Annotated in this window: 13 protein-coding genes; 4 read left to right on the forward strand and 9 right to left on the reverse strand. The window is 51.1% G+C overall.

The window, feature by feature from the left end; translation table 11 throughout:
• Positions 1–57: 57 nt before the first annotated feature.
• The 3 genes from D6C13_RS14250 to D6C13_RS14260 form a co-directional block, all read right to left on the reverse strand.
• Positions 58–1,359, reverse strand: a complete 1,302-nt coding sequence (locus tag D6C13_RS14250) for a Fic family protein (RefSeq protein WP_120133382.1) — start codon at positions 1,357–1,359, stop codon at positions 58–60.
• Positions 1,360–1,500: 141 nt separating this feature from the next.
• A complete protein-coding gene (gene fumA / locus D6C13_RS14255; RefSeq protein ID WP_120133383.1) occupies positions 1,501–3,147 on the reverse strand; it encodes a class I fumarate hydratase FumA in 1,647 nt (548 codons plus the stop codon).
• A gap of 190 nt (positions 3,148–3,337) precedes the next feature.
• The gene (locus tag D6C13_RS14260) at positions 3,338–4,849 is read right to left on the reverse strand and encodes an anion permease (protein ID WP_120133384.1); all 1,512 of its coding nucleotides are present in this window, start codon (positions 4,847–4,849) and stop codon (positions 3,338–3,340) included.
• 748 nt (positions 4,850–5,597) lie between these two features.
• On the opposite strand from D6C13_RS14260, the gene D6C13_RS14265 reads away from it, so the two are divergent.
• A complete protein-coding gene (locus D6C13_RS14265) occupies positions 5,598–8,375 on the forward strand; it encodes a flavocytochrome c (RefSeq protein ID WP_120133385.1) in 2,778 nt (925 codons plus the stop codon).
• A gap of 24 nt (positions 8,376–8,399) precedes the next feature.
• Complete coding sequence (locus tag D6C13_RS14270; protein WP_120133386.1) at positions 8,400–9,362, forward strand: FAD:protein FMN transferase; 963 nt, start codon at positions 8,400–8,402, stop codon at positions 9,360–9,362.
• Here D6C13_RS14270 and dcuR read toward each other — a convergent pair.
• The 5 genes from dcuR to D6C13_RS14295 form a co-directional block, all read right to left on the reverse strand.
• Complete coding sequence (gene dcuR, locus D6C13_RS14275; RefSeq protein ID WP_120133387.1) at positions 9,356–10,075, reverse strand: two-component system response regulator DcuR; 720 nt, start codon at positions 10,073–10,075, stop codon at positions 9,356–9,358. The two genes, D6C13_RS14270 and dcuR, sit on opposite strands and share 7 nt — an antisense overlap.
• The gene (locus D6C13_RS14280; protein WP_120133388.1) at positions 10,072–11,691 is read right to left on the reverse strand and encodes a sensor histidine kinase; all 1,620 of its coding nucleotides are present in this window, start codon (positions 11,689–11,691) and stop codon (positions 10,072–10,074) included. Before D6C13_RS14280 ends, dcuR begins: the two co-directional genes overlap by 4 nt.
• Before the next feature lie 179 nt (positions 11,692–11,870).
• Positions 11,871–13,514 carry a carbohydrate porin gene (locus D6C13_RS14285; protein WP_120133389.1) on the reverse strand — a complete coding sequence of 548 codons (1,644 nt, stop codon included), beginning with the start codon at positions 13,512–13,514 and terminating at the stop codon, positions 11,871–11,873.
• Between the two features lie 55 nt (positions 13,515–13,569).
• Positions 13,570–14,961 carry an MFS transporter gene (locus tag D6C13_RS14290; protein ID WP_120133390.1) on the reverse strand — a complete coding sequence of 464 codons (1,392 nt, stop codon included), beginning with the start codon at positions 14,959–14,961 and terminating at the stop codon, positions 13,570–13,572.
• Between the two features lie 45 nt (positions 14,962–15,006).
• Positions 15,007–16,581 carry an alpha-L-rhamnosidase-related protein gene (locus D6C13_RS14295; RefSeq protein WP_120133391.1) on the reverse strand — a complete coding sequence of 525 codons (1,575 nt, stop codon included), beginning with the start codon at positions 16,579–16,581 and terminating at the stop codon, positions 15,007–15,009.
• A gap of 217 nt (positions 16,582–16,798) precedes the next feature.
• Between D6C13_RS14295 and D6C13_RS14300 the strand changes: the two genes are divergently transcribed.
• On the forward strand, positions 16,799–17,617 hold the full coding sequence (locus tag D6C13_RS14300; protein ID WP_120133392.1) for a helix-turn-helix domain-containing protein: 819 nt from the start codon (positions 16,799–16,801) through the stop codon (positions 17,615–17,617).
• Positions 17,618–17,654: 37 nt separating this feature from the next.
• On the opposite strand, the gene D6C13_RS14305 is transcribed toward D6C13_RS14300, so the two are convergent.
• Positions 17,655–17,972, reverse strand: a complete 318-nt coding sequence (locus tag D6C13_RS14305; RefSeq protein ID WP_120133393.1) for an RcnB family protein — start codon at positions 17,970–17,972, stop codon at positions 17,655–17,657.
• Positions 17,973–18,221: 249 nt separating this feature from the next.
• On the opposite strand from D6C13_RS14305, the gene D6C13_RS14310 reads away from it, so the two are divergent.
• The gene (locus D6C13_RS14310) at positions 18,222–19,130 is read left to right on the forward strand and encodes an SDR family oxidoreductase (protein WP_120133394.1); all 909 of its coding nucleotides are present in this window, start codon (positions 18,222–18,224) and stop codon (positions 19,128–19,130) included.
• Positions 19,131–19,301: the final 171 nt, after the last annotated feature.

Genomic DNA, 19,301 nt, shown 5'->3' on the forward strand with positions numbered 1-19,301 from the left:
TGGTTTTGGGTGAAACCCTTCGATCCCGCACATCAGCAAGAAGCAAAGATCAGCCGTTTAACTGAGATTTTTCGACAGAGTATAAATCGTTTTCTGGCCGTTGATTTTGTGTTCTTCGGCCAGCGTTTCACGTACCAGCGCCCGCAGATCGTTGCGGGCTGTGTTATCCGCCAGTCCCATAATTTCGCTAACCTGCGCCGCTGATAGCTCAGTGTCCGGCCAGCACAACATGACATTCACCAGGATAATCTGACGGTGAGTCAGGCGGAAAAAAGCGCCTGATTCGTACAACATTCTGTCTGTTGCAACACGGCGGCTAATCAACGTCTCGATGTGTTGCAGGTATTGATTCAACGCCCTTTTCACAATCCCCATCTGATATTCGAGAAAAAAAGTGAGATCCATATTGTCCGATTCAGTGCGCTGATAACTCTGCGCATATTTCACCGGAGAGGCGTAAAGCAAACTGCTGATTGAAATATAACGAAAAGCGTCATAGCCGGACTTCAGCAGGGACCAGTAAAACAATGCACGGCTGGTGCGTCCGTTGCCATCTCTGAAAGGATGCTCGTGAGCAATCATGAAGTGTAAAATACAGGCCCGGATCAGCGGATGAATATAATTGCCCTGTGTCGCATTAGCCCAGTCACACATCCGCTGAAGCCGCTCTGTGATTTGCTCCGCGGGCGGCGGCTGGTGAACGATATTTCCGTCATAGTCAGCAATCACCACATCGTCGGTTGTGCGGAAGTTACCGGGGACATATTTCGCATCATCAATACCTTCCATTCCCGTCGCGTGGAATTGACGGATAAGACCGGGGCTCAGCGGCTCATCAAGATGCGAGTTAATTTCTTTCATCATACGCGCATTGCCGACGATCATTTGTTCACTTTCGGTACGAGGCTTCCGGCCTGATGCCAGCAGACTCCGTGCGACCAGCGTGGTGGTATTTGCCCCTTCAAGTTGCGAGCTGGTGATGGGTTCTTCAAACTGAAACTGTGAGAGGGCGGCACCCATGCCAGAAAGCCGCTCCCGCTGCTGGATAAGCGCCTGAGCCGTTGAGAATTTATCAATTTGTTCGCAGACTTCAGCCATTAAAGCCGTGTGGTTGAAACCTGCCTGCTGTTTTTGGATGTTTCCATAGTTAATAAACTGCATGGCAGAGTGACGGGCCCGACGGGTGAAACTCCAGGCCACAGCGGCATCCAGACCTTTAGCGACACGATACTGATATTCATCCCAGGGTAAATATCGCCCCTGATCATCAACCAGTCTGGCGCAGGGCTGATACTGCATCCACTGTTGACCTGTGAGGGTTTCCAGCGGAATTAACGCAGGAGGAAATTTGATGCTCATAGGTAAACTATCTCAATTTTTAAATTATTGAGATAGTCTACGCGCATTTGTCTGACCGTCAACGATGGAAGGATCCACAGGGGAGAAAGGCGAAAAAAAGGCCCGCCATTTCTGGCAGGCCTTTTGTCTTTCAGGAGGCGATTACTTCACGCATTTCGCACAAGTGCTGGCATGGATTTGCTGGAAGAAATCGTTGCCTTTATCATCCACGAGGATGAACGCAGGGAAGTCTTCGACTTCGATTTTCCAGATGGCTTCCATACCCAGTTCAGGATATTCCACACATTCCAGGCTCTTGATACTTTGCTGAGCCAGAACCGCTGCCGGACCGCCGATGCTGCCGAGATAGAAACCGCCGTGTTTGTGGCACGCGTCGGTGACTTGCTGGCTGCGGTTGCCTTTGGCCAGCATGATCATGCTGCCGCCGTTGGATTGCAGAAGATCCACGTAGGAATCCATGCGTCCTGCGGTGGTCGGGCCCAGAGATCCGGAAGCATAACCTTCAGGTGTTTTTGCCGGACCTGCGTAGTAGATCGGGTGATCTTTGATGTACTGCGGCAAACCTTCGCCGTTATCCAGACGCTCTTTCAGTTTGGCGTGCGCGATATCACGGCCCACGATGATCGTACCGCTCAGGGAAAGACGGGTAGACACCGGATATTCAGACAGCTGCGCGAGGATTTCTTTCATCGGACGGTTCAGGTCAACTTTCACCACACCGGCTTCGCCTTGCTGACGCAACGCTTCGGGAATGTACTTGCCCGGATTCTCTTCCAGTTTTTCTATCCAGATCCCGTCGCGGTTGATTTTCGCTCTGATATTACGGTCTGCGGAGCAGGAAACGCCCATACCGACCGGACATGACGCACCGTGACGTGGCAGACGCACTACGCGAATATCGTGGGCAAAGTATTTGCCACCGAACTGTGCGCCCAGACCGAGATTGTTAGCTTCGACCAGCAATTCCTGTTCCAGATTTACGTCGCGGAAAGCCTGACCGTGCTCGTTACCTTCAGTTGGCAGACCGTCGTAATAATGGGTAGACGCCATTTTCACGGTTTTCAGCGTCGCTTCAGCGGAAGTCCCGCCAATCACGAACGCAATATGATACGGCGGACAAGCTGCGGTGCCCAGCGTGCGCATCTTTTCAACCAGGTAATCTTTCAGCTTGGCCGGAGTGATCAGCGCCTTGGTTTCCTGATAAAGGTAGGTTTTGTTGGCAGAACCACCGCCTTTAGCGATGCACAGGAATTTGTACTCGTCGCCATCCACGCTGTAGAGGTCGATTTGTGCAGGCAGGTTAGTGCCGGTGTTCACTTCTTTGTACATATCCAGCGCGGCGTTTTGGGAATAGCGCAGGTTATCTTCAATGAAGGTGTTGTAAACGCCCTGAGACAGGCTGGCTTCGTCGCCACCGCCGGTCCAGACGCGCTGGCCTTTTTTGCCCATGATGATTGCGGTGCCGGTGTCCTGACAGGTTGGCAGAATGCCTTTGGCCGCGATTTCGGAGTTACGCAGGAATTGCAGCGCGACATATTTGTCGTTTTCGCTCGATTCAGGGTCATGAAGAATGGAGGCCACTTGTTGCTGATGTGCCGGGCGCAGCATGAAAGAGGCATCGTGGAACGCCTGCTGCGCCAGAAGGGTCAGCGCCTGTGGTTCAACTTTTAAGACTTCTTCGCCGTCGAAGGTACTGACAGAGACGTGATCTTTAGTCAGCAGATAGTATTCGGTGTCATCTTTAGAAACGGGGAAGGGATCTTGATAATAGAACGGTTTGTTCGACATTGTTTTCTCACTTTTTCCGTTTTTGCCGCCACGGGTGGGACTGTTTACTCGGTATTGCAGAGGTATTTGGGGCGACGTTTATATTCATTCTGTATGTTGCCAGCCAAGTACACAGGCTGGCAACGGGGTTTCTATGTTTTATTTCAGTAAATGCTCTGTTAACGCTTTGTGGGTGATTTTATCGCCACAATCAGAACATCATCATCATCCACGGATAACCGATTACCAGTAAAGCAATCAGGAAGATGGCACCGAAGATAGTCCCCAGACGCCAGTAATCTTTGGTTGGCAGATAACCGCTGCCGTAATAAATCGGGCTTGGACCGGTACCGTATGGGGTGATGATCCCCATAACGCCCAGAGACGTCACCATCAGCAGACAGAATACCTGCATATTAATACCCGGAATGGCGGCACCAATAGTCAGCATAGCCGGTAACAGCGCAGTGGTGTGCGCAGTGGTGCTGGCAAAAAGGTAATGCAGCAGATAGAACGCCAGCAGCAGGGCAATCGTCGCCGCTCCCGGAGAGATACCGCCCATCAGCGCTGCGCCTTCTTTACCCAGCCAGGCGATGAAACCGGTGCGGGACAAGCCGTCGGCCAGGGCGACCAGCGTGGCGAACCAGGCAAAGGTGTTCCAGGCCGGTTTGTTGCTGGTGATATCGTTCCAGTTCAGAACGCCGGTCCACAGCATCAGCACCACAACCAGCAGTGCGGCCATCGCCGGTTCAATGAAGCTTGCAGCGAAAATCCACATCGCCAGCGCGCAGCAAACGAATACCAGCAGCAGGATTTCATGACGGGACATTCTGCCCAGTTTCGCCAGCTCAGCAGTCGCCCAGCGCGGCACTTCGTCATTGATTTTCACTTCCGGCGGGTAAAACCAGTACGCCAGCAGCGGCATGGTCAGCAAAAGCAGCAGACCGACCGGCAGGAAGGCGATGAACCAGGTGCCCCAGGAAATGTTGATACCGGTTACGCTGTTCACGATGCCCAGCGCCAGCAGATTAGGTGCCAGTGCTGAAAGGAACATGGAACTGGTGATACAGGCTGCGGTAATCGCCACCCACATCAGGTAAGAACCGATTTTACGGGCGCTCGGATCGTTAGGTTTTGAGCCATACAACGGTGGCAGGTTGGCGATGATCGGGTAGATCGTACCGCCGCTGCGTGCAGTGTTGGAAGGCGTGAACGGTGCCAGTAACAGGTCGGCAAAGGTGATGGCGTAGCCGAGTGTCAGGCTGCGGCGACCGAGATATTTTACCAGGATCAGCGCCAGACGGCGGCCGAAATGGGTTTTATCGTAGCCGGCGGCAAACATGAACGCACCGAAGATTAACCAGACCGTTGAGTTACCAAAACCACTGACCGCCCATTTAAAGGCCTGTGCTGCGGTTTTGAATTTAGGATCCGCAAGTTCAGCTGGGCTGAACAACAACCACTGACTGAACAGGGCGATGACCACCACGCCGGTGAGGCCGATAACGGCACCCGGCAATGGCTCGAAGATCAGACCAACAATGACACCCACGAAGATGGCGAAGAAATGCCATGCATAAGGTTCAAGCCCGGCAGGTACCGGAACCAGCAGCAGAAGCACGGACACCAGCACCGGAAGTGCCAAGAAGATCCAGCGATTTTTTTTGCCGGGTTCGGCTTTTTTCGCTGGCTCTTTCACCGCAGTTTTTGTTATTTCGCTCATAATATTTATCTTAGGTAGTTAGGAATAATGTGATGATGCATAGGTAAGATGTTGTCTGTTTTTTTAGTTACTTAATCTTTTTTTTAGTTATTCAATAGTGGCATGTTAATTGCCTCGTTATTGTTATTTGTGTTTAGTTACTCTTATTCCCCGTAAGAGGGAGGTGATGTTTATATAATGCGATTTCTCTATTTTTAACTGTTGATCTTGATCAACAAAATACGGTGCCAAATTGTTTTTTAAAAAGAATAAAACAGCAGTATGGGCTTTGTCTGATTAATTAAGGCGTGATTTGGGGTTGGTGCCTGCGGCAGGGAGTAGAAAAGAAAAAACGGAGTAGGCCAAATGAGAGTCATTCACAGTCAGATGCTACATAAGCAAGTCATTCTGAGGCGAACATCCGCCACTTGCCAGCGGCTGATGTTCGTTAACTTCCAAAGGACAGGGCCGGGTTGATGTAATAATATTCTCAACAGTTAAATACAATTACGCCCGTAGTTTACAGTAATGTGATTATTTAATTTATTAGTTAACATAATTTTAATATAACAGGCATTAAGTTAATAGATAAATAGTTAATTAACTAATGTAAGAAGTTTAGAAAGTAAAAATAAAACTATATTAATAAGCATGATTCCGGCTATGAAATAATACAACGAAAAATAAATAAACATTTCATCACGCTTCACAAAAATAGCGCGCCGGTGACGAATTCAGATTTAAAACCTTAAAGTTTGGAGTCACTATTATGAGCAACAACGAACTGTTATTGAGCCCGTTTACGTTACCGAATGGTACTGTGCTGAAAAACCGCATTCTGATGGCGCCAATGACCACCTGCACCGGCTTTTATGACGGCACCGTGACCAGCGAGCTGGTCGAATATTATCGTGCCCGCGCTGGCAGCATCGGTACTGTGATTGTTGAATGCTGTTTTGTTGATGACCGTGGCCTGGCTTTTCCCGGCGCTATCGGTATCGACAATGACGCCAAAGTAGACGGACTGGCGAAAATCGCCGCTGCCGTGAAATCTCAGGGTTCCAAAGCCGTATTGCAGATTTATCACGGCGGGCGCATGAGTGAGCCCAAACTGATTGGCGGCCAGCTGCCTGTCGCACCAAGTGCGCTGGCGGCTCCGCGTGAAGGCGCAGCAACACCGGTGGCGCTGACCGCCGAAGAAGTTGACGGCATGATCGCCAAATTTGGCGAAGGCGTGCGTCGCGCGATTGAAGCCGGTTTTGATGGCGTAGAAATCCACGGTGCTAATACCTATCTTATCCAGCAATTCTTCTCTCCGAACTCTAACCAGCGTGACGACAAATGGGGCGGCAGCCGCGAAAATCGTGCCCGTTTCCCGCTGGCAGTGCTCGACATTACACATAAGATGGCGAAGCAATACGCCGATGATTCTTTCATTATCGGTTACCGTTTCTCACCGGAAGAGCTGGAAGAGCCAGGTATCCGTTTTGCTGACACCCTGTTCCTGCTGGAACAGTTGGCGGCACGCGGCCTGGATTACCTGCATTTCTCTCTCGGTTACTCCCTGCGTCCTTCTATTGTCGACACCACCGATCCCACGCCGCTGATCGACAAATATGTCGCCATGCGTTCAGACACGCTGGCAAAAATCCCGGTGATGGGCGTGGGCGGTATTGTGAATAAATCTGACGCTGAACTGGCGCTGGAACACGGTTACGACATGATTGCTATCGGTAAAGCGTGCATCGCCTATCCGGACTGGACTGACCGTATTGCCGCCGATCAGAAACTTGACCTGTTCATCGACAGCACACAACGCGAAGCGCTGACCATTCCGGAACCGCTGTGGCGTTTCTCGCTGGTGGACGCGATGATCCGCGATATGAGCATGACGTCGAAGAAATTCAAACCCGGTGTATTCCAGGAAAAAGTGCAGGATCCTGCGCATGAGCTGGCAGTAAACGTCAGTCTGGAAACCGACCGCATTGCCGATATCGCGCTGGAGGCAGGTGCGGATCTGGACGTGGAATTCACCACCAGTTTTGAAATTATCCGTACCCGTATTCTCGACGCCAACAGCCCGCATGTGGATGCGGTGACCGGTGCGACCGAGCAGAGCGAAGCAGTGAAAAAAGCGGTGTCCAAAGCTATCGCCAAATCCTGCAAAGCGCAGCTGCTGGAAGAGGGCGGCAGCCTGAATGAGCCACAAAACTACGACGTTGTAGTCGTCGGCAGCGGCGGTGCAGGTCTGGCAGCAGCGATTCAGGCCTGTGACGAAGGGGCGAAAGTCCTGATCGTTGAGAAAATGTCGACCATCGGTGGTAACACCATTAAAGCATCGGTCGGTATGAACGCCGCAGAAACCCGCTATCAGCGTCTGAAAGGCATCGAAGACAGTAAAGAATTGTTCTATCAGGAAACCCTGAAAGGCGGCCAGTTCAAGAACAATACCGTGTTGCTGAAAGAGTTCATCGAACGTGCGCCGCAGGCGGTGGAGTGGCTGGCGGCACACAATATCGAACTGAGCGACATCACCATCACCGGCGGGATGAGCATCGACCGTACTCACCGTCCGGCGGACCGCAGCGCAGTCGGCGGCTTCCTGATCAGCGGTCTGGTGAAGAATCTCAACAAACGCAATATTGATGTCATCCTCGACACTTCCGTCACTGAGATCCGTTATGCCGGTGGCGCAGTTCAGGGCGTGAATTTGCTCAATGATGAAAACGAAGTGCTGGTTGTTAACGCGAAAAGCGTGATTGTTGCCACCGGTGGTTTCAGCGCCAACCGCGATATGGTGGTGAAATACCGCCCTGAGCTGGACGGCTTTGTCACTACAAACCACAAAGGTGCGACCGGCAGCGGTATCGCGATCCTGCAAAACATCGGCGCAGGGACTGTTGATATGGGCGAAATCCAGATCCACCCGACGGTGGAACAGACCACGTCTTATCTGATTTCCGAAGCCATTCGTGGCGGCGGTGCGATTCTGGTCAGCCAGGCGGGCAAGCGCTTCTTCAATGAAATGGAAACCCGCGACAAAGTGTCCGCGAACATCATCGCGCTGCCGGAGAAATTCGCTTACGTGGTGTTTGACGAACAGGTCCGCCTGAACAACAAAGCGGCCGACGAATACATCGCCAAAGGGTTTGTGATCAGCGCCAGTTCTCCGCGCGAACTGGCGGCAAAACTGGAAATGAACTCAGATGCCTTCCTTGCCAGCCTGGAAAGCTACAATGTCGCCGTGGATAAACAGGATGACGCCGAATTTGGTCGCCGTACCGCGCTGCGCCACCCGATCAATCAGGGGCCGTTCTACGCCATCCGTATCGCACCGGGCGTGCATCACACCATGGGCGGTGTAACCATCAATACCGATACCTGCGTGCTGGACGCGCAACTGCAGGTGCTCGGCGGCGCATTTGCGGCGGGTGAGGTGGTCGGCGGCATTCACGGTGGTAACCGTATCGGCGGTAACGCCGTTGCAGATATCATTATCTTCGGTATCCTTGCAGGACAGAACGCCGCGAAATTCGCGATGCGGTAACCGTTTATCACGCAAGGTAATACAATGACGCCAGACTCCCGTGTTTATGCTTATTCCGCTGTTTTGATGGGCTCGCCCATTCTTCTCAAGCTGTTTGAACATAACGAGAGTCTGGCGTCTGGCGTTTTCAGGCTGATCAAACTGCAGGAAAACACCTTCACGGTGAACCGCCCGCATTCCGATATCATGGCGATTAACCATGCTGCAGGACGTGACCCTGTCACTGTCAGTACCCCGGTGTTTGAGTTAATCCGCCGCGCAAAAGACATCAGTTGCCTGCCAGACAGCAGTTTCAATTTCACTATCGGCCCGCTGGTTAAGCGCTGGAAAATCGGTTTCAGCGGTCACAGCATCCCCGCAGCACAGGATTTACAGACGCTGCTGGCGCTGACAAATCCCCAAGACGTTATCCTCGATGAACAAACCCGTTCGGTGTTTCTGCAACGGGCAGGAATGGAAATAGACCTCGGCGCGATTGCTAAAGGGTATATCGCGGATGTAGTGCGGGATTATCTGCGCGAACAGCAGGTTGAAAATGCCTTAATCAATCTGGGCGGCAACGTGCAAACGCTCGGTGCGGGTGCTGAAGGGGCATGGGCGATTGGGTTGAAAAAGCCATTTTCCTCGCCAGATGCGCTGATTGGCGTCATCAATGTCGCCGGAAAATCTGTCGTCACTTCCGGTATTTACGAACGTTATTTCGAGCTGGACGGCCACTGTTATCATCACATTCTGGACCCGAAAACCGGTTATCCGCTGGATAACGAACTGCTCAGCGTGACCATAATTTCTGAAGACTCGATAGACGGGGATATCTGGACAACGTTGCTGTACGGGATGGGCGTGGAGAAAAGTCTGGCGTATCTGAAACAAATTCCGCACATCGAGGCGGTATTTGTCACCCGCGACGGGCAGATTATTTTGTCATCACAGCGGCAGTTTACCTTCTCGCCGCTGGATGACAGTTACCGGCTCACTGTTTACTGACAGTACTGCTTTAACAGCGAATAGTGATCGGCCTGCAAACGGTAGCGGTAGACCGGACGGCCGGTCACGCCGTAATGAATGCTGGTGAACAGAATATTCATCTGCGCCAGCCAGATCAGATATTTACGACACGACACCCGCGAAATATTCACCGAACTGGCCAGTTCATCCGTGGAGAATTCCATGGTCGGATGGGCATCAATCCACTGACACAGCGTACGTAATGTCTGCGGCGTTAAGCCTTTCGGTAGCTTTTTGGTGTCCGCCGCGGCTGGATTACTGCCATGGATCAGCCGGTCAACGTCTGACTGCTCATAATATTGCTGATTATCCATCAGCGTTTTTTTCTGCTGCCAGCCTGTCAGGGCTTCCTCGAAACGGGAAAACTGGAACGGTTTGATCAGATAATCCACCACGCCATAATTGAGCGACTTCTTGATGGTTTGTGCATCAGCGGCAGAGGAAATCACAATCACGTCGATGGGGCGCCGCGCGTTACGCAGTTCTGGCAGTAAATCCAATCCGTTATCCTGCTGCATATACACGTCGAGCAAAATCAGGTCGATAGACAGCTCTGAATTCAGAACCAAATCTTTCGCCTGTTGCAGCGTCGACGCCGTGCCGCAGCACGTAAAGCCTTCTATTTGGCCAACATAACAGCGGTTCAGCTCTGCTACCATGGCGTCGTCATCAACTATCAGCACATTGATCAAGAACTTTTCCTCTCCGCATCCCAGGGAAGTTGTACAAAAAATTGGGTGTAAACATCGGGCTCTGATTCGACATTGACCGAACCGCCCAGGCTTTCGACCTGCTGTTTAGCCAGGAACAGGCCCATGCCACGCTGGTCGCCTTTCGACGAAACCCCTTTTTCAAAAATAGTTTCAATATTTTCCGGCTCAATACCCGGACCATCGTCACTTACGATGCACGCCAACTGCCCGTTCTGATAGTGCAGCAACACGCTGACTTCGCCGTCAGGCTGCTCGCCAAGCGCATCCAGCGCGTTTTCAATCAGATTGCCCAGCACCGTGATCAGCGCCGCCACCTGATCTTCATTATTGTTGTCCGGCAGCAGGCTGTCGTCGCTGAGCGTCAGCAGATGCCGCGTATCATAGGCGCGGTTAATCTTGCTCAGCAGGAAACCAGCGATCACCGGAGACTTGATTTTCAGCAGCAGGGAACCGATTTCCGCCTGATAATTATTGGCCGTTTTAAGGATGTAATCCTCAAGCTGCGCGTAGCTTTTCATGTGCAGCAATCCGAGGATCACGTGCAGTTTGTTCATAAATTCATGCGAACGTTCCCGCAGCGAATCCGCATAGTTTACCATGCCACTCAGGCGCTGCATTAACTGACTGACCTCGGTTTTATCCCTGAAGGTACAGATAGCGCCGATAATGACGCCGTTGTTGCGCACCGGAACCGTGTTGCTAAGCAGTAAGCGGCCTTTGAAATTGATCTCTTCGTCGCGGCGGGGAATGCCCGTGTTTACCACATCCCGCAGGTTGGCGATCAGCGGCAACGTATTTTCATCCGGCGCCACGTCTGTGGCGGTTTCCTGAAAAATCTGCCGGGCAGTCTGGTTGATAAGCGTCACATGCGCCAGGTCATCCACGGCGATGACGCCTTCTTTGATCGACTGCAACATCGCCTGGCGCTGTTCGAACAGCGTCGAAATTTCATATGGCTCCAGCCCGAACAGAATGCGTTTAAGCATGCGCACCAGGCAGTACGTGCCCAGTGCGCCGACAATCATGCCGAACAGCACCGTCCACAGGATACTCCAGCGGCTTTTATTGATTTGCTCGGTGACTTTGACCAGCGAAATCCCGATGGCCACCACGCCGATTTGCTTGTGATTGTTGTCGTATACCGGCGTGAAAACGCGCAGCGCTTCGTCGAGCGTGCCCTTATTAATCGAGACGTTCTCTTTGCCGAGCAGTGCCGGATTAATGTCATCGCCGATAAAATGATGACTGATCACATCAGTATTCGGATGCGAATAACGGATGCCGTCCATATTGGTAACCACGATAAAAAGCAGATCGTTACGTTTTTGGACGGAGCTGGCAATCGGCTGAATGATATTGCTGTCCGGGGGCAGAAGCAGGGCGCGTTTGGTTTCCGGTAAATCCGCCATCGTTCGGGCGACGGCCAGCGCTTTATCTTTTACGCCGTCGCGGGTGGTATCGCTGACCTGAACAAAATAAAGCATGTGAACAACCAGCAAAACGGAAGCAATCACCGCGCTGACCATCAGAATAACGGATGTGCTCAGTTTCATGGGGTGCTTGCGCACGGGATGGCGTTGCTGCGAGTCGCTCATGGGAGCCCCGGAAAAGAGCCAAATGCTCATTGGTAATGTCTGACAGTTCGCGTTGTTCGTCCGGCGTCATTATGCTGAACACTGCGTGAACCTACCCTGTTCACGCATAATGATATGTCTATTCCTCTGATACTTCCGCTATTTAATACTTTCAAAAGGGGATATCCGCGGAATCTTCATCAGAACCAGATCTCAGTTTGCACCCCGAAGTTCCAGTTCCCGCCTGCGGTGAAGCCTGCACTGCCAAAATCATCGTTCACCGCATAACGATCCAATTCTTTATCCCAGTTCATGTAGGTGACAAAGAAACGAATTTCAGGTCGCGCTTTGATATCGAATACGTCGCCGACTTTGAATGTCGGAGCAAAGGTCAGTTTGTAGAAATCTCCTTTTACAGCCTGATACGCGTCAATATCTCCGTCATTGTTGTAGGTTCTGCCGTTTGGATTGAGATCCATATATTGCCACGAGGCTTCGTAAAGCAGAGCAAAGTTCTGCGTGATGGCCTGGGAGGCACGAAGGTTGAATGTTGCCCAGTCATAACGGTCGCCATTGCGGTAACGATCCTCACTGTGTTGTGCAATCACCGACGGCGCAATTTCCCAGTTTTTCGACACCGGCAGAATACCGTACGAAGCGAACCTGACTGACATTGCATCACGGGTCAGATCTCCATCGCTGCCCGGTTGCCGTGCTTCTGCGCCAAGACCGTGACCGAACTGCAATGCACTTTCTGAGCTGCCCGGCAATACGCCATAGAACCGCTCTTTATCATGATAAGCCAGCATCGCGTAATACCCATGTTGCGCGGTGTTGTCACTGCGCAGCGCATAACTGCCGGTGGTGGAGGTGTTGTCTTTCAGCTCATCGTTACCCTGCGCCGCCATGCCGGTCAGCATCAGTTGCCAGTTATCATAGAAACTGTTAGCGGTAAGCATGACATTTTGCACATCGTTGTCGTTATAACGGTCACTGCCAAGATCGCCAAAATTACGGGCATAAAGGGAGAAATCGTTTTTGAAGTGCGGTGTCCATTGCACGTCATTAATCCCGCCACCGGTACCGCCGAGGAACATGATGTCGCTGTCGGTGAAGTGGATATCAAAATTATCCCGATCGAACCTTTTTCCTGCCCAGAGAGTGGCGTTTTTGACCGGCCCGCCAAAACTTGATAAATCCGTCATTTCGACATAAAGCTGACGCACATTCAGATGATGGCTGTCGTTATCCTGAACCCACGGATCGGGGTTGTTCGCCCCGTCGGCCAACATGGTTTTAAACCGTGCTTTCGAGCCGTCATCAAACTGAAGATGTTTGATAAAACTTAATTCTACGTAATTATCTTTTTCATTACCCAGACGTCCGACATGGGCATCGCCACCGATAGAGCTGGCCGGAGACACGCCCGGGCCGCCGCGGGCACCACGTCCGTTACTGTTGATCAACATACCCGACCGCGCGTAACCGGAGAATTCAAATCCATTGTCTGCGGGGGTGGTCTTCGCAGAGGCCAGCGCGGTATCGTCGATTTTTTTACCCGTTTCCGCAGTCTGTGCCTCAACGGCTAACGTGCGGTTTTCAAGTTGTTGCACCCGGTTTTCCGCCATCCTGGCACGGGCATCGGCATCACGGGTTTGCTGTTCAGCCTGTATGGCGTGTAACTTTGCTTGTCTGACATCGTTTTCAGCCTGATTTAATCGTTGCTCCAGCAAAGCCAGACGCTGTTCTACCGTTAACATATGTCCGGCTGCGAAACTGATTGCCGGCGACGCCATGCCGATAAAAAGACATGACATTCCTGCGTAAATTATGTTTAAACGCATAGCAAACCTTTATTGTTATTTGAGGTTATTGTTGAAAGGGCAGTTTATTTTTATCTTAAAGGTTATTTACGGTTTGTGGCTGTACCTTCTGCCCAGCATTAATGTCGCTGTCTGTTTTTCTTTTATCCAGCTCGGCTTTAATTTTCTCGTAATTATCATCGAGCCGGTAATAACATCCTATCCAGAACATTGAGCAAAGAATAAGGGCTGCAGGGATATACAGATAACAGGCTTTGATGGCCAGAAGTGCCTGCGGGTTTTGCGCATGGTTCGCGACATAACCGCCCGCAGAGAGCAGGATGCCGCTGATTGCGCCTGCGCCAGCCATAGCCACTTTACCGAGAAACCCATTAATTGAGGTCAATATACCCGCGGTGTTAATACCGGTTTTCCATTCGCCATAATCGACAGGATCAGCCTGCATTGAGAAATAGATCGCCGTGCGTTGCCCCGCACCAATAGATAATATCGTTGCCCCTGCAAGTAAGCCTGTAATGGAGCTGCCGGAAAATATCATAACTATCATGCCGGCTAAGTTAATCGCGCAGGAAAATAAATAAACGTGCCGCTTTTTCATTCTCGCCGCCATAAAGGGCACGGTTAATGTGCCTAATAACGGAACAAAGGTTGAAATACCTGCAGCAATCGCAGTGATATTCGGGTCGCCAACATAATAATTAAAGAAATAGACCAGTGCGCCGGTCTGGAAAAAGAAAGCGCCCCACATCAGGAAAATATTAACGGCAAAAACAAACCACGGACGGTTATGTCGCAGACTGGTCCACGCCCGGTTAAGAGTCATTCTTTCGTTATGCACGTTGATGCTTTCTTTGACGTTGGCAAAACTTAGTAGCAGGAAAAAGATGGCAATCCCGCCGAAGATCATCGCGGTATACAGGAAGCCGGACTGTTGATTGCCATTGCCGAGCGAATGAACCAGCGGCAGGGTGGCGACGGCGACAATGGTTGAGCCAAGGGATCCCATTACAATACGCACCGCTGAAAGTGTGGTGCGTTCTTTCGAATCATTGGTGATGAAAGGCAGCATGGCGCAGAAGGGGATATTGACCAGCGTATAAAGGAATGACAGGCACAGATAGGTCAGAAATGCATACCAGAGTTTGCCTGTCAGACCGAAATCCGGGACATAAAATGCCATCACGCATAACAAACCAAAGGGCACCGCGCCAATCAACAGATAAGGGCGGCAGCGTCCCCAGCGGGTATAAGTGTTGTCTATCGCCAGTCCCATCAGGACATCGGCGACACCATCCACCAGTCGGGTGACTAAAAACATCAGCCCGGCGTAGTAGGCGGGTAATCCCATAATGTCGGTATAAAAGAACATCAGATAGAGCGAGATCATCTGCCAGACGAGGTTACAGGACAAATCGGCGATCCCATATCCCAGGCGTTGCCGCCAGAGGGAAAATGTTGTGTTTTGCATGGTTTATTCTCTTCAGGGTGGAGGTTATTGTTATTTTTTAGAACGTTATAACCCGTATTTACGAATGAAATAAGCGGGGGTACAGCTCCATGCATGACAGTAGCTGTTAATCAGTTTGCTGCCATACGGGGAAAAGTCAGGGCGTTTAGGGTCATATAATTCCCAGAACGTATCCGCACCGGCCTGAACCATGCCGCCCCAATATTTTTTTATTTCCTGCACTGCGCGGCTTGTTTCCCCCACGCTTATCAGTGCATCGATAAAATGGTGCATCATGTAAGGGGTATTCATGCCTGTCTCCGGTGGTGTGGTCAGGAGATTCGCCATGATGCGGGCACGAAATTTCTCTTCGCCCACGCCAGCCAGCACCAGCCAGACCTGAGAGGCACAGGAGATTTGCGCCTGAGTGCCGCTGACAAAAAAGCCTTTTTCTTCGTCCCACAGTTCACTTCTGGTCGCCGCGTCCAGACGGCGGATCTGCTGATCCAACCAGGCGACACGTGGTAGATCACATCGCTGCGCCAGTTCCCGCCCTTTTTTAAGGCAGTAAATCAGCACGCCCTGTGCAGGCGCTTGCTTATTCAGTGATTCATGCCAGTCGATAAATGCCCACCAATCTTCGCTGTCGTGCAGAATGCCATTTTCGGCGACACGTTCAAGAGCAAGTTCCATCTGCCGTACTGCGGTTGGCCAGAGGTCATTCTGGGTCGTCAGGTCGTCCGTTGCCGCTATGTAGTCGGCTAGCGTTGCGACAAAAAAGAGGGCGTAATCAAGTAAAAAAGTATCGTCTGCGATCACCTCGGGTTTCATAAACAAGTTCGATGAAACCATGCCATCTTCACGCGTCAACCCCGCGAACAAATACAGGCAGCGCCTGACCAGATTGTTCTGGCCGTAGGTCTGGTAATTGACCAGCGCCTGTAACCGTAAATCACCAAGCCATAACCTGCGGTCACGTTTCGGACCGTCTTCAAACACATCCTGCATACAATTACGCAAGGTTAGTACGCTGACCTTATCGATCTGCCCAAGCAGAGCATCCGGGTGGCTCAGGCTTTTAATTGTGGAGGGATCTGCCGACGTCACCGTCGTGAGGTGAATATCACTAAGTCGCAGCGTAAATTTTGCAGAGGTCGATATCACTTTAATTTTGACATAGCGGCAGCAATAGCGACGGGGCAAGCGGACATGCGCGGGCAACACATCCAGATAGAGATCTTCCTGTTGCAACCAGCTGCTGCTCAGCCAGCCATCATAATCACTGAATGGCTCGGCTATTTCCGCAGGTGTTTCACCAAAAATAAATTGCAGATGTGCAGGGGCGTCAGGCGGGCTTCCGGCAGCCTCACAGCTCAGGCCAAAGTAACCGACGCAATGGGTTCCGAAATCGACAACGATTTCTTCCCCCGGACCGAATTCCCGGTTTGCCAGTCCGGCCGGCGTACCGCAGGTTTCGGTCCGCCAACCGTGGATCTGCGAGGCATCGGGGACAGCGTTTACCAGACTTAACGCCGGACGGCGATACTGTTGTAACGCAGGTACGAGGCTAGCTGCGGTAGAAAGAAAGTGGGTATTGCGTTGAAAAATCAATTCGCTGTTTTTTTGAATTCCCTGGGACATGCCTGATTCCTGTGCGATGTTGTGGTGGCATTCAGTGTGCACCGGACGGGATCGGCCAGCTATTCTGAGATTGCCAGCCTGTGAGCCGCAATGGCAGCCAGAGTGGGGTAGTTAAGGCGATGATCACAAATTCTGAAAACAGATTCGCCGCCCTGAGAGCAATAATTTATGTTGGCTGCCTGCCCGGATGTGTGAATGAAAAGAGATAACGTGCCCTATGGAGAAGCTCAGAATTGAAGCCTATTTTCCGTCTGCTGATGAGAAACTTTCGGTCTATTCCAGCGACCCGGAAGATAATAACAGTGAGCATTGTCATGATTTTAACGAACTGGTGATTGTGGATAGCGGGCACGGCCTGCACGTGATCAATGGCAAACCTATTTTTATTCAGGAAGGGGACGTCTTTTTTGTCAGGGACAATGACTACCATTTCTATGATGAACTGGGCACGCTGAAACTGATTAATGTGCTGATCAATCCGCAAATACAGTTCAATTATCTGACCAATACAGAAGGTTTATTGTCCCGTTTTTCAGCCAGCGAAGGCAGTCATTACGGTTGGCTGTTGCCTGACGTCAAAAATCATTGTCGCGGTCTTGTCGGTCAGATGTTTACCAATAACCGGGAACAGGATCCTCAGGCGTTGCAACAGGAGGGACTATTTTTTCAACTGATCATGAATCTGGTGAATCAGCAGGAAAGCGGCGATCGCAATCACACCCAATACAAACTGCACCGTATGCTAGGCTACCTGCAGGAACACTGTTTCACCGAGATTAACTGGACAGATGTGGCGGATGCATTTTTGCTGACCCAACGTACGTTGTTCCGCCGCATTAAGGAAACCACGGGTATGACGCCGGAAAATTACCTGAAAAGATTACGACTGGTTTCTGCAAGGGTGAAAATTAAAAACACCGAAACGTCCATTACAGATATCGCTTTTATGTGCGGGTTCTCCAATAGTAATCATTTCACCACATCCTATAAGCAGGTCTTTGGCCTGACGCCTTCGCAGGAAAGAAAAAAGGCCTGAATCTCTTCAGGCCTTATCTGTGCATTTCGTTTCCAGATTACTGGAAATAGATGTCGCCGTTTTCAGCTTTGAGGATTTTGCCGTCGGTATCGGTGATCAGCGCGTAGCTGCCGCCGATGTAAGTCCAGTGGCTGCCTGCATCAGGTGCAGGTAAATGACGTTCCTGCCAGCCGACAATTTCGTAAGGCTTGGTGCGGTACAGCGCCGGAACCTGGTCGCCGATCGCATATAATTTAGAATCATCGTAGAACGATTTGATTTCATGCGAGTTTGACGCAGCAAACGCGGTATTCGCCAGAGGTAACAGTGAAGAAACAACCAAAGCAGATAACAAAACAATTTTAGAATGACGCATAGATTATCCCGTTTAAAACCATCAACTTAATGCCTGCCTCGGTAATATGCCGCCAGTCCGTTGTACGAGCCATAAAGCCAAAGCCTGTGCTTTTTATGTAGGACAGGATAATAACGAGAAAGTGTCCGGATGGCGGGACGTTTTTTTGTGTCGAAATGCAAATGATTTCAGAACTGTCCGTTAGTGCATGTGGTCGCCACGATTTCTTCTAGCCTTATAGTTCACTCATTTTTCAGATAAGGAATGTTTATGAGCAATCAAAAAACGATTCCCGGTTCACTCAATGCCCCTCATGTGGACGCGTTCCCGACGCCGCCGTTTGAGCATCAGAAACAGCCGTTTCCCGGACTGGCCAGCAAAATGAAGCCGGTGCCCGATCACGGCGAGAAAACTTATAAAGGCAGCGACCGGCTGAAAGGCCGTAAAGCTTTGATTACCGGCGGTGACTCAGGCATAGGCCGCGCGGTGGCCATTGCGTTCGCCAGAGAGGGCGCGCAGGTCGCGATTAATTATCTGCCTGATGAAGAGCCGGATGCCAAAGAAGTGATGGATTTACTGTGGAGCGAAGGGCTGAAAGTGGTCGCCATTCCCGGTGATATCCGTGATGAGAAATTCTGTCAGCAGCTGGTGAAAGAAGCCGAAGAGAAGCTCGGCGGGTTGGATCTGCTGGTCAATAATGCCGGTCGTCAGCAGTTTTGTGATTCGATTAAAGATCTGACCACCGAAGCTTTTGACGCCACGTTTAAAACTAACGTCTATGCGATGTTCTGGATAACCAAAGCAGCGCTGGAATTTATCCCGCGCGGCGGGTCGATCATTAATACTTCCTCGGTACAGGCTTTTTTACCGAGCGACAATCTGCTCGATTATTCTCAGACCAAGGCGTCAATTGTGGCGTTTACCAAAGGTCTGGCCAAACAGCTGGCGCCTGAAGGTATCAGGGTAAACTCTGTCGCGCCGGGGCCGTACTGGACGGCGTTACAGGTTTGCGGCGGTCAGCCGCAGGAAAAAGTCGAGAAATTTGGCGAGCAGGCACCGCTGAAACGTCCGGGACAACCGGCGGAAATTGCGGCGATGTATGTCACGCTGGCCTCGCAGGAAAGCAGCTATGCCTCCGGGCAGGTCTGGTGCTCCGATGGCGGTACCGGTACGCTTTAAAACTCAGAATAAATCGACACAGTCTGCCGGTGGCATCGTAGTTTGAGAAAATGAATCAGCGGATTATTCCTATTTTTCATCCTGGCACCCGGGACGCCTCACGGACAATCTAAAGGAAGCTATGATTGATTCATCTGTACCACGCTACAGATAACCACTGCATTTAATTCT

It is taken from the genome of Rahnella woolbedingensis (assembly GCF_003602095.1).
In the GTDB taxonomy this organism is placed as follows: domain Bacteria; phylum Pseudomonadota; class Gammaproteobacteria; order Enterobacterales; family Enterobacteriaceae; genus Rahnella; species Rahnella woolbedingensis.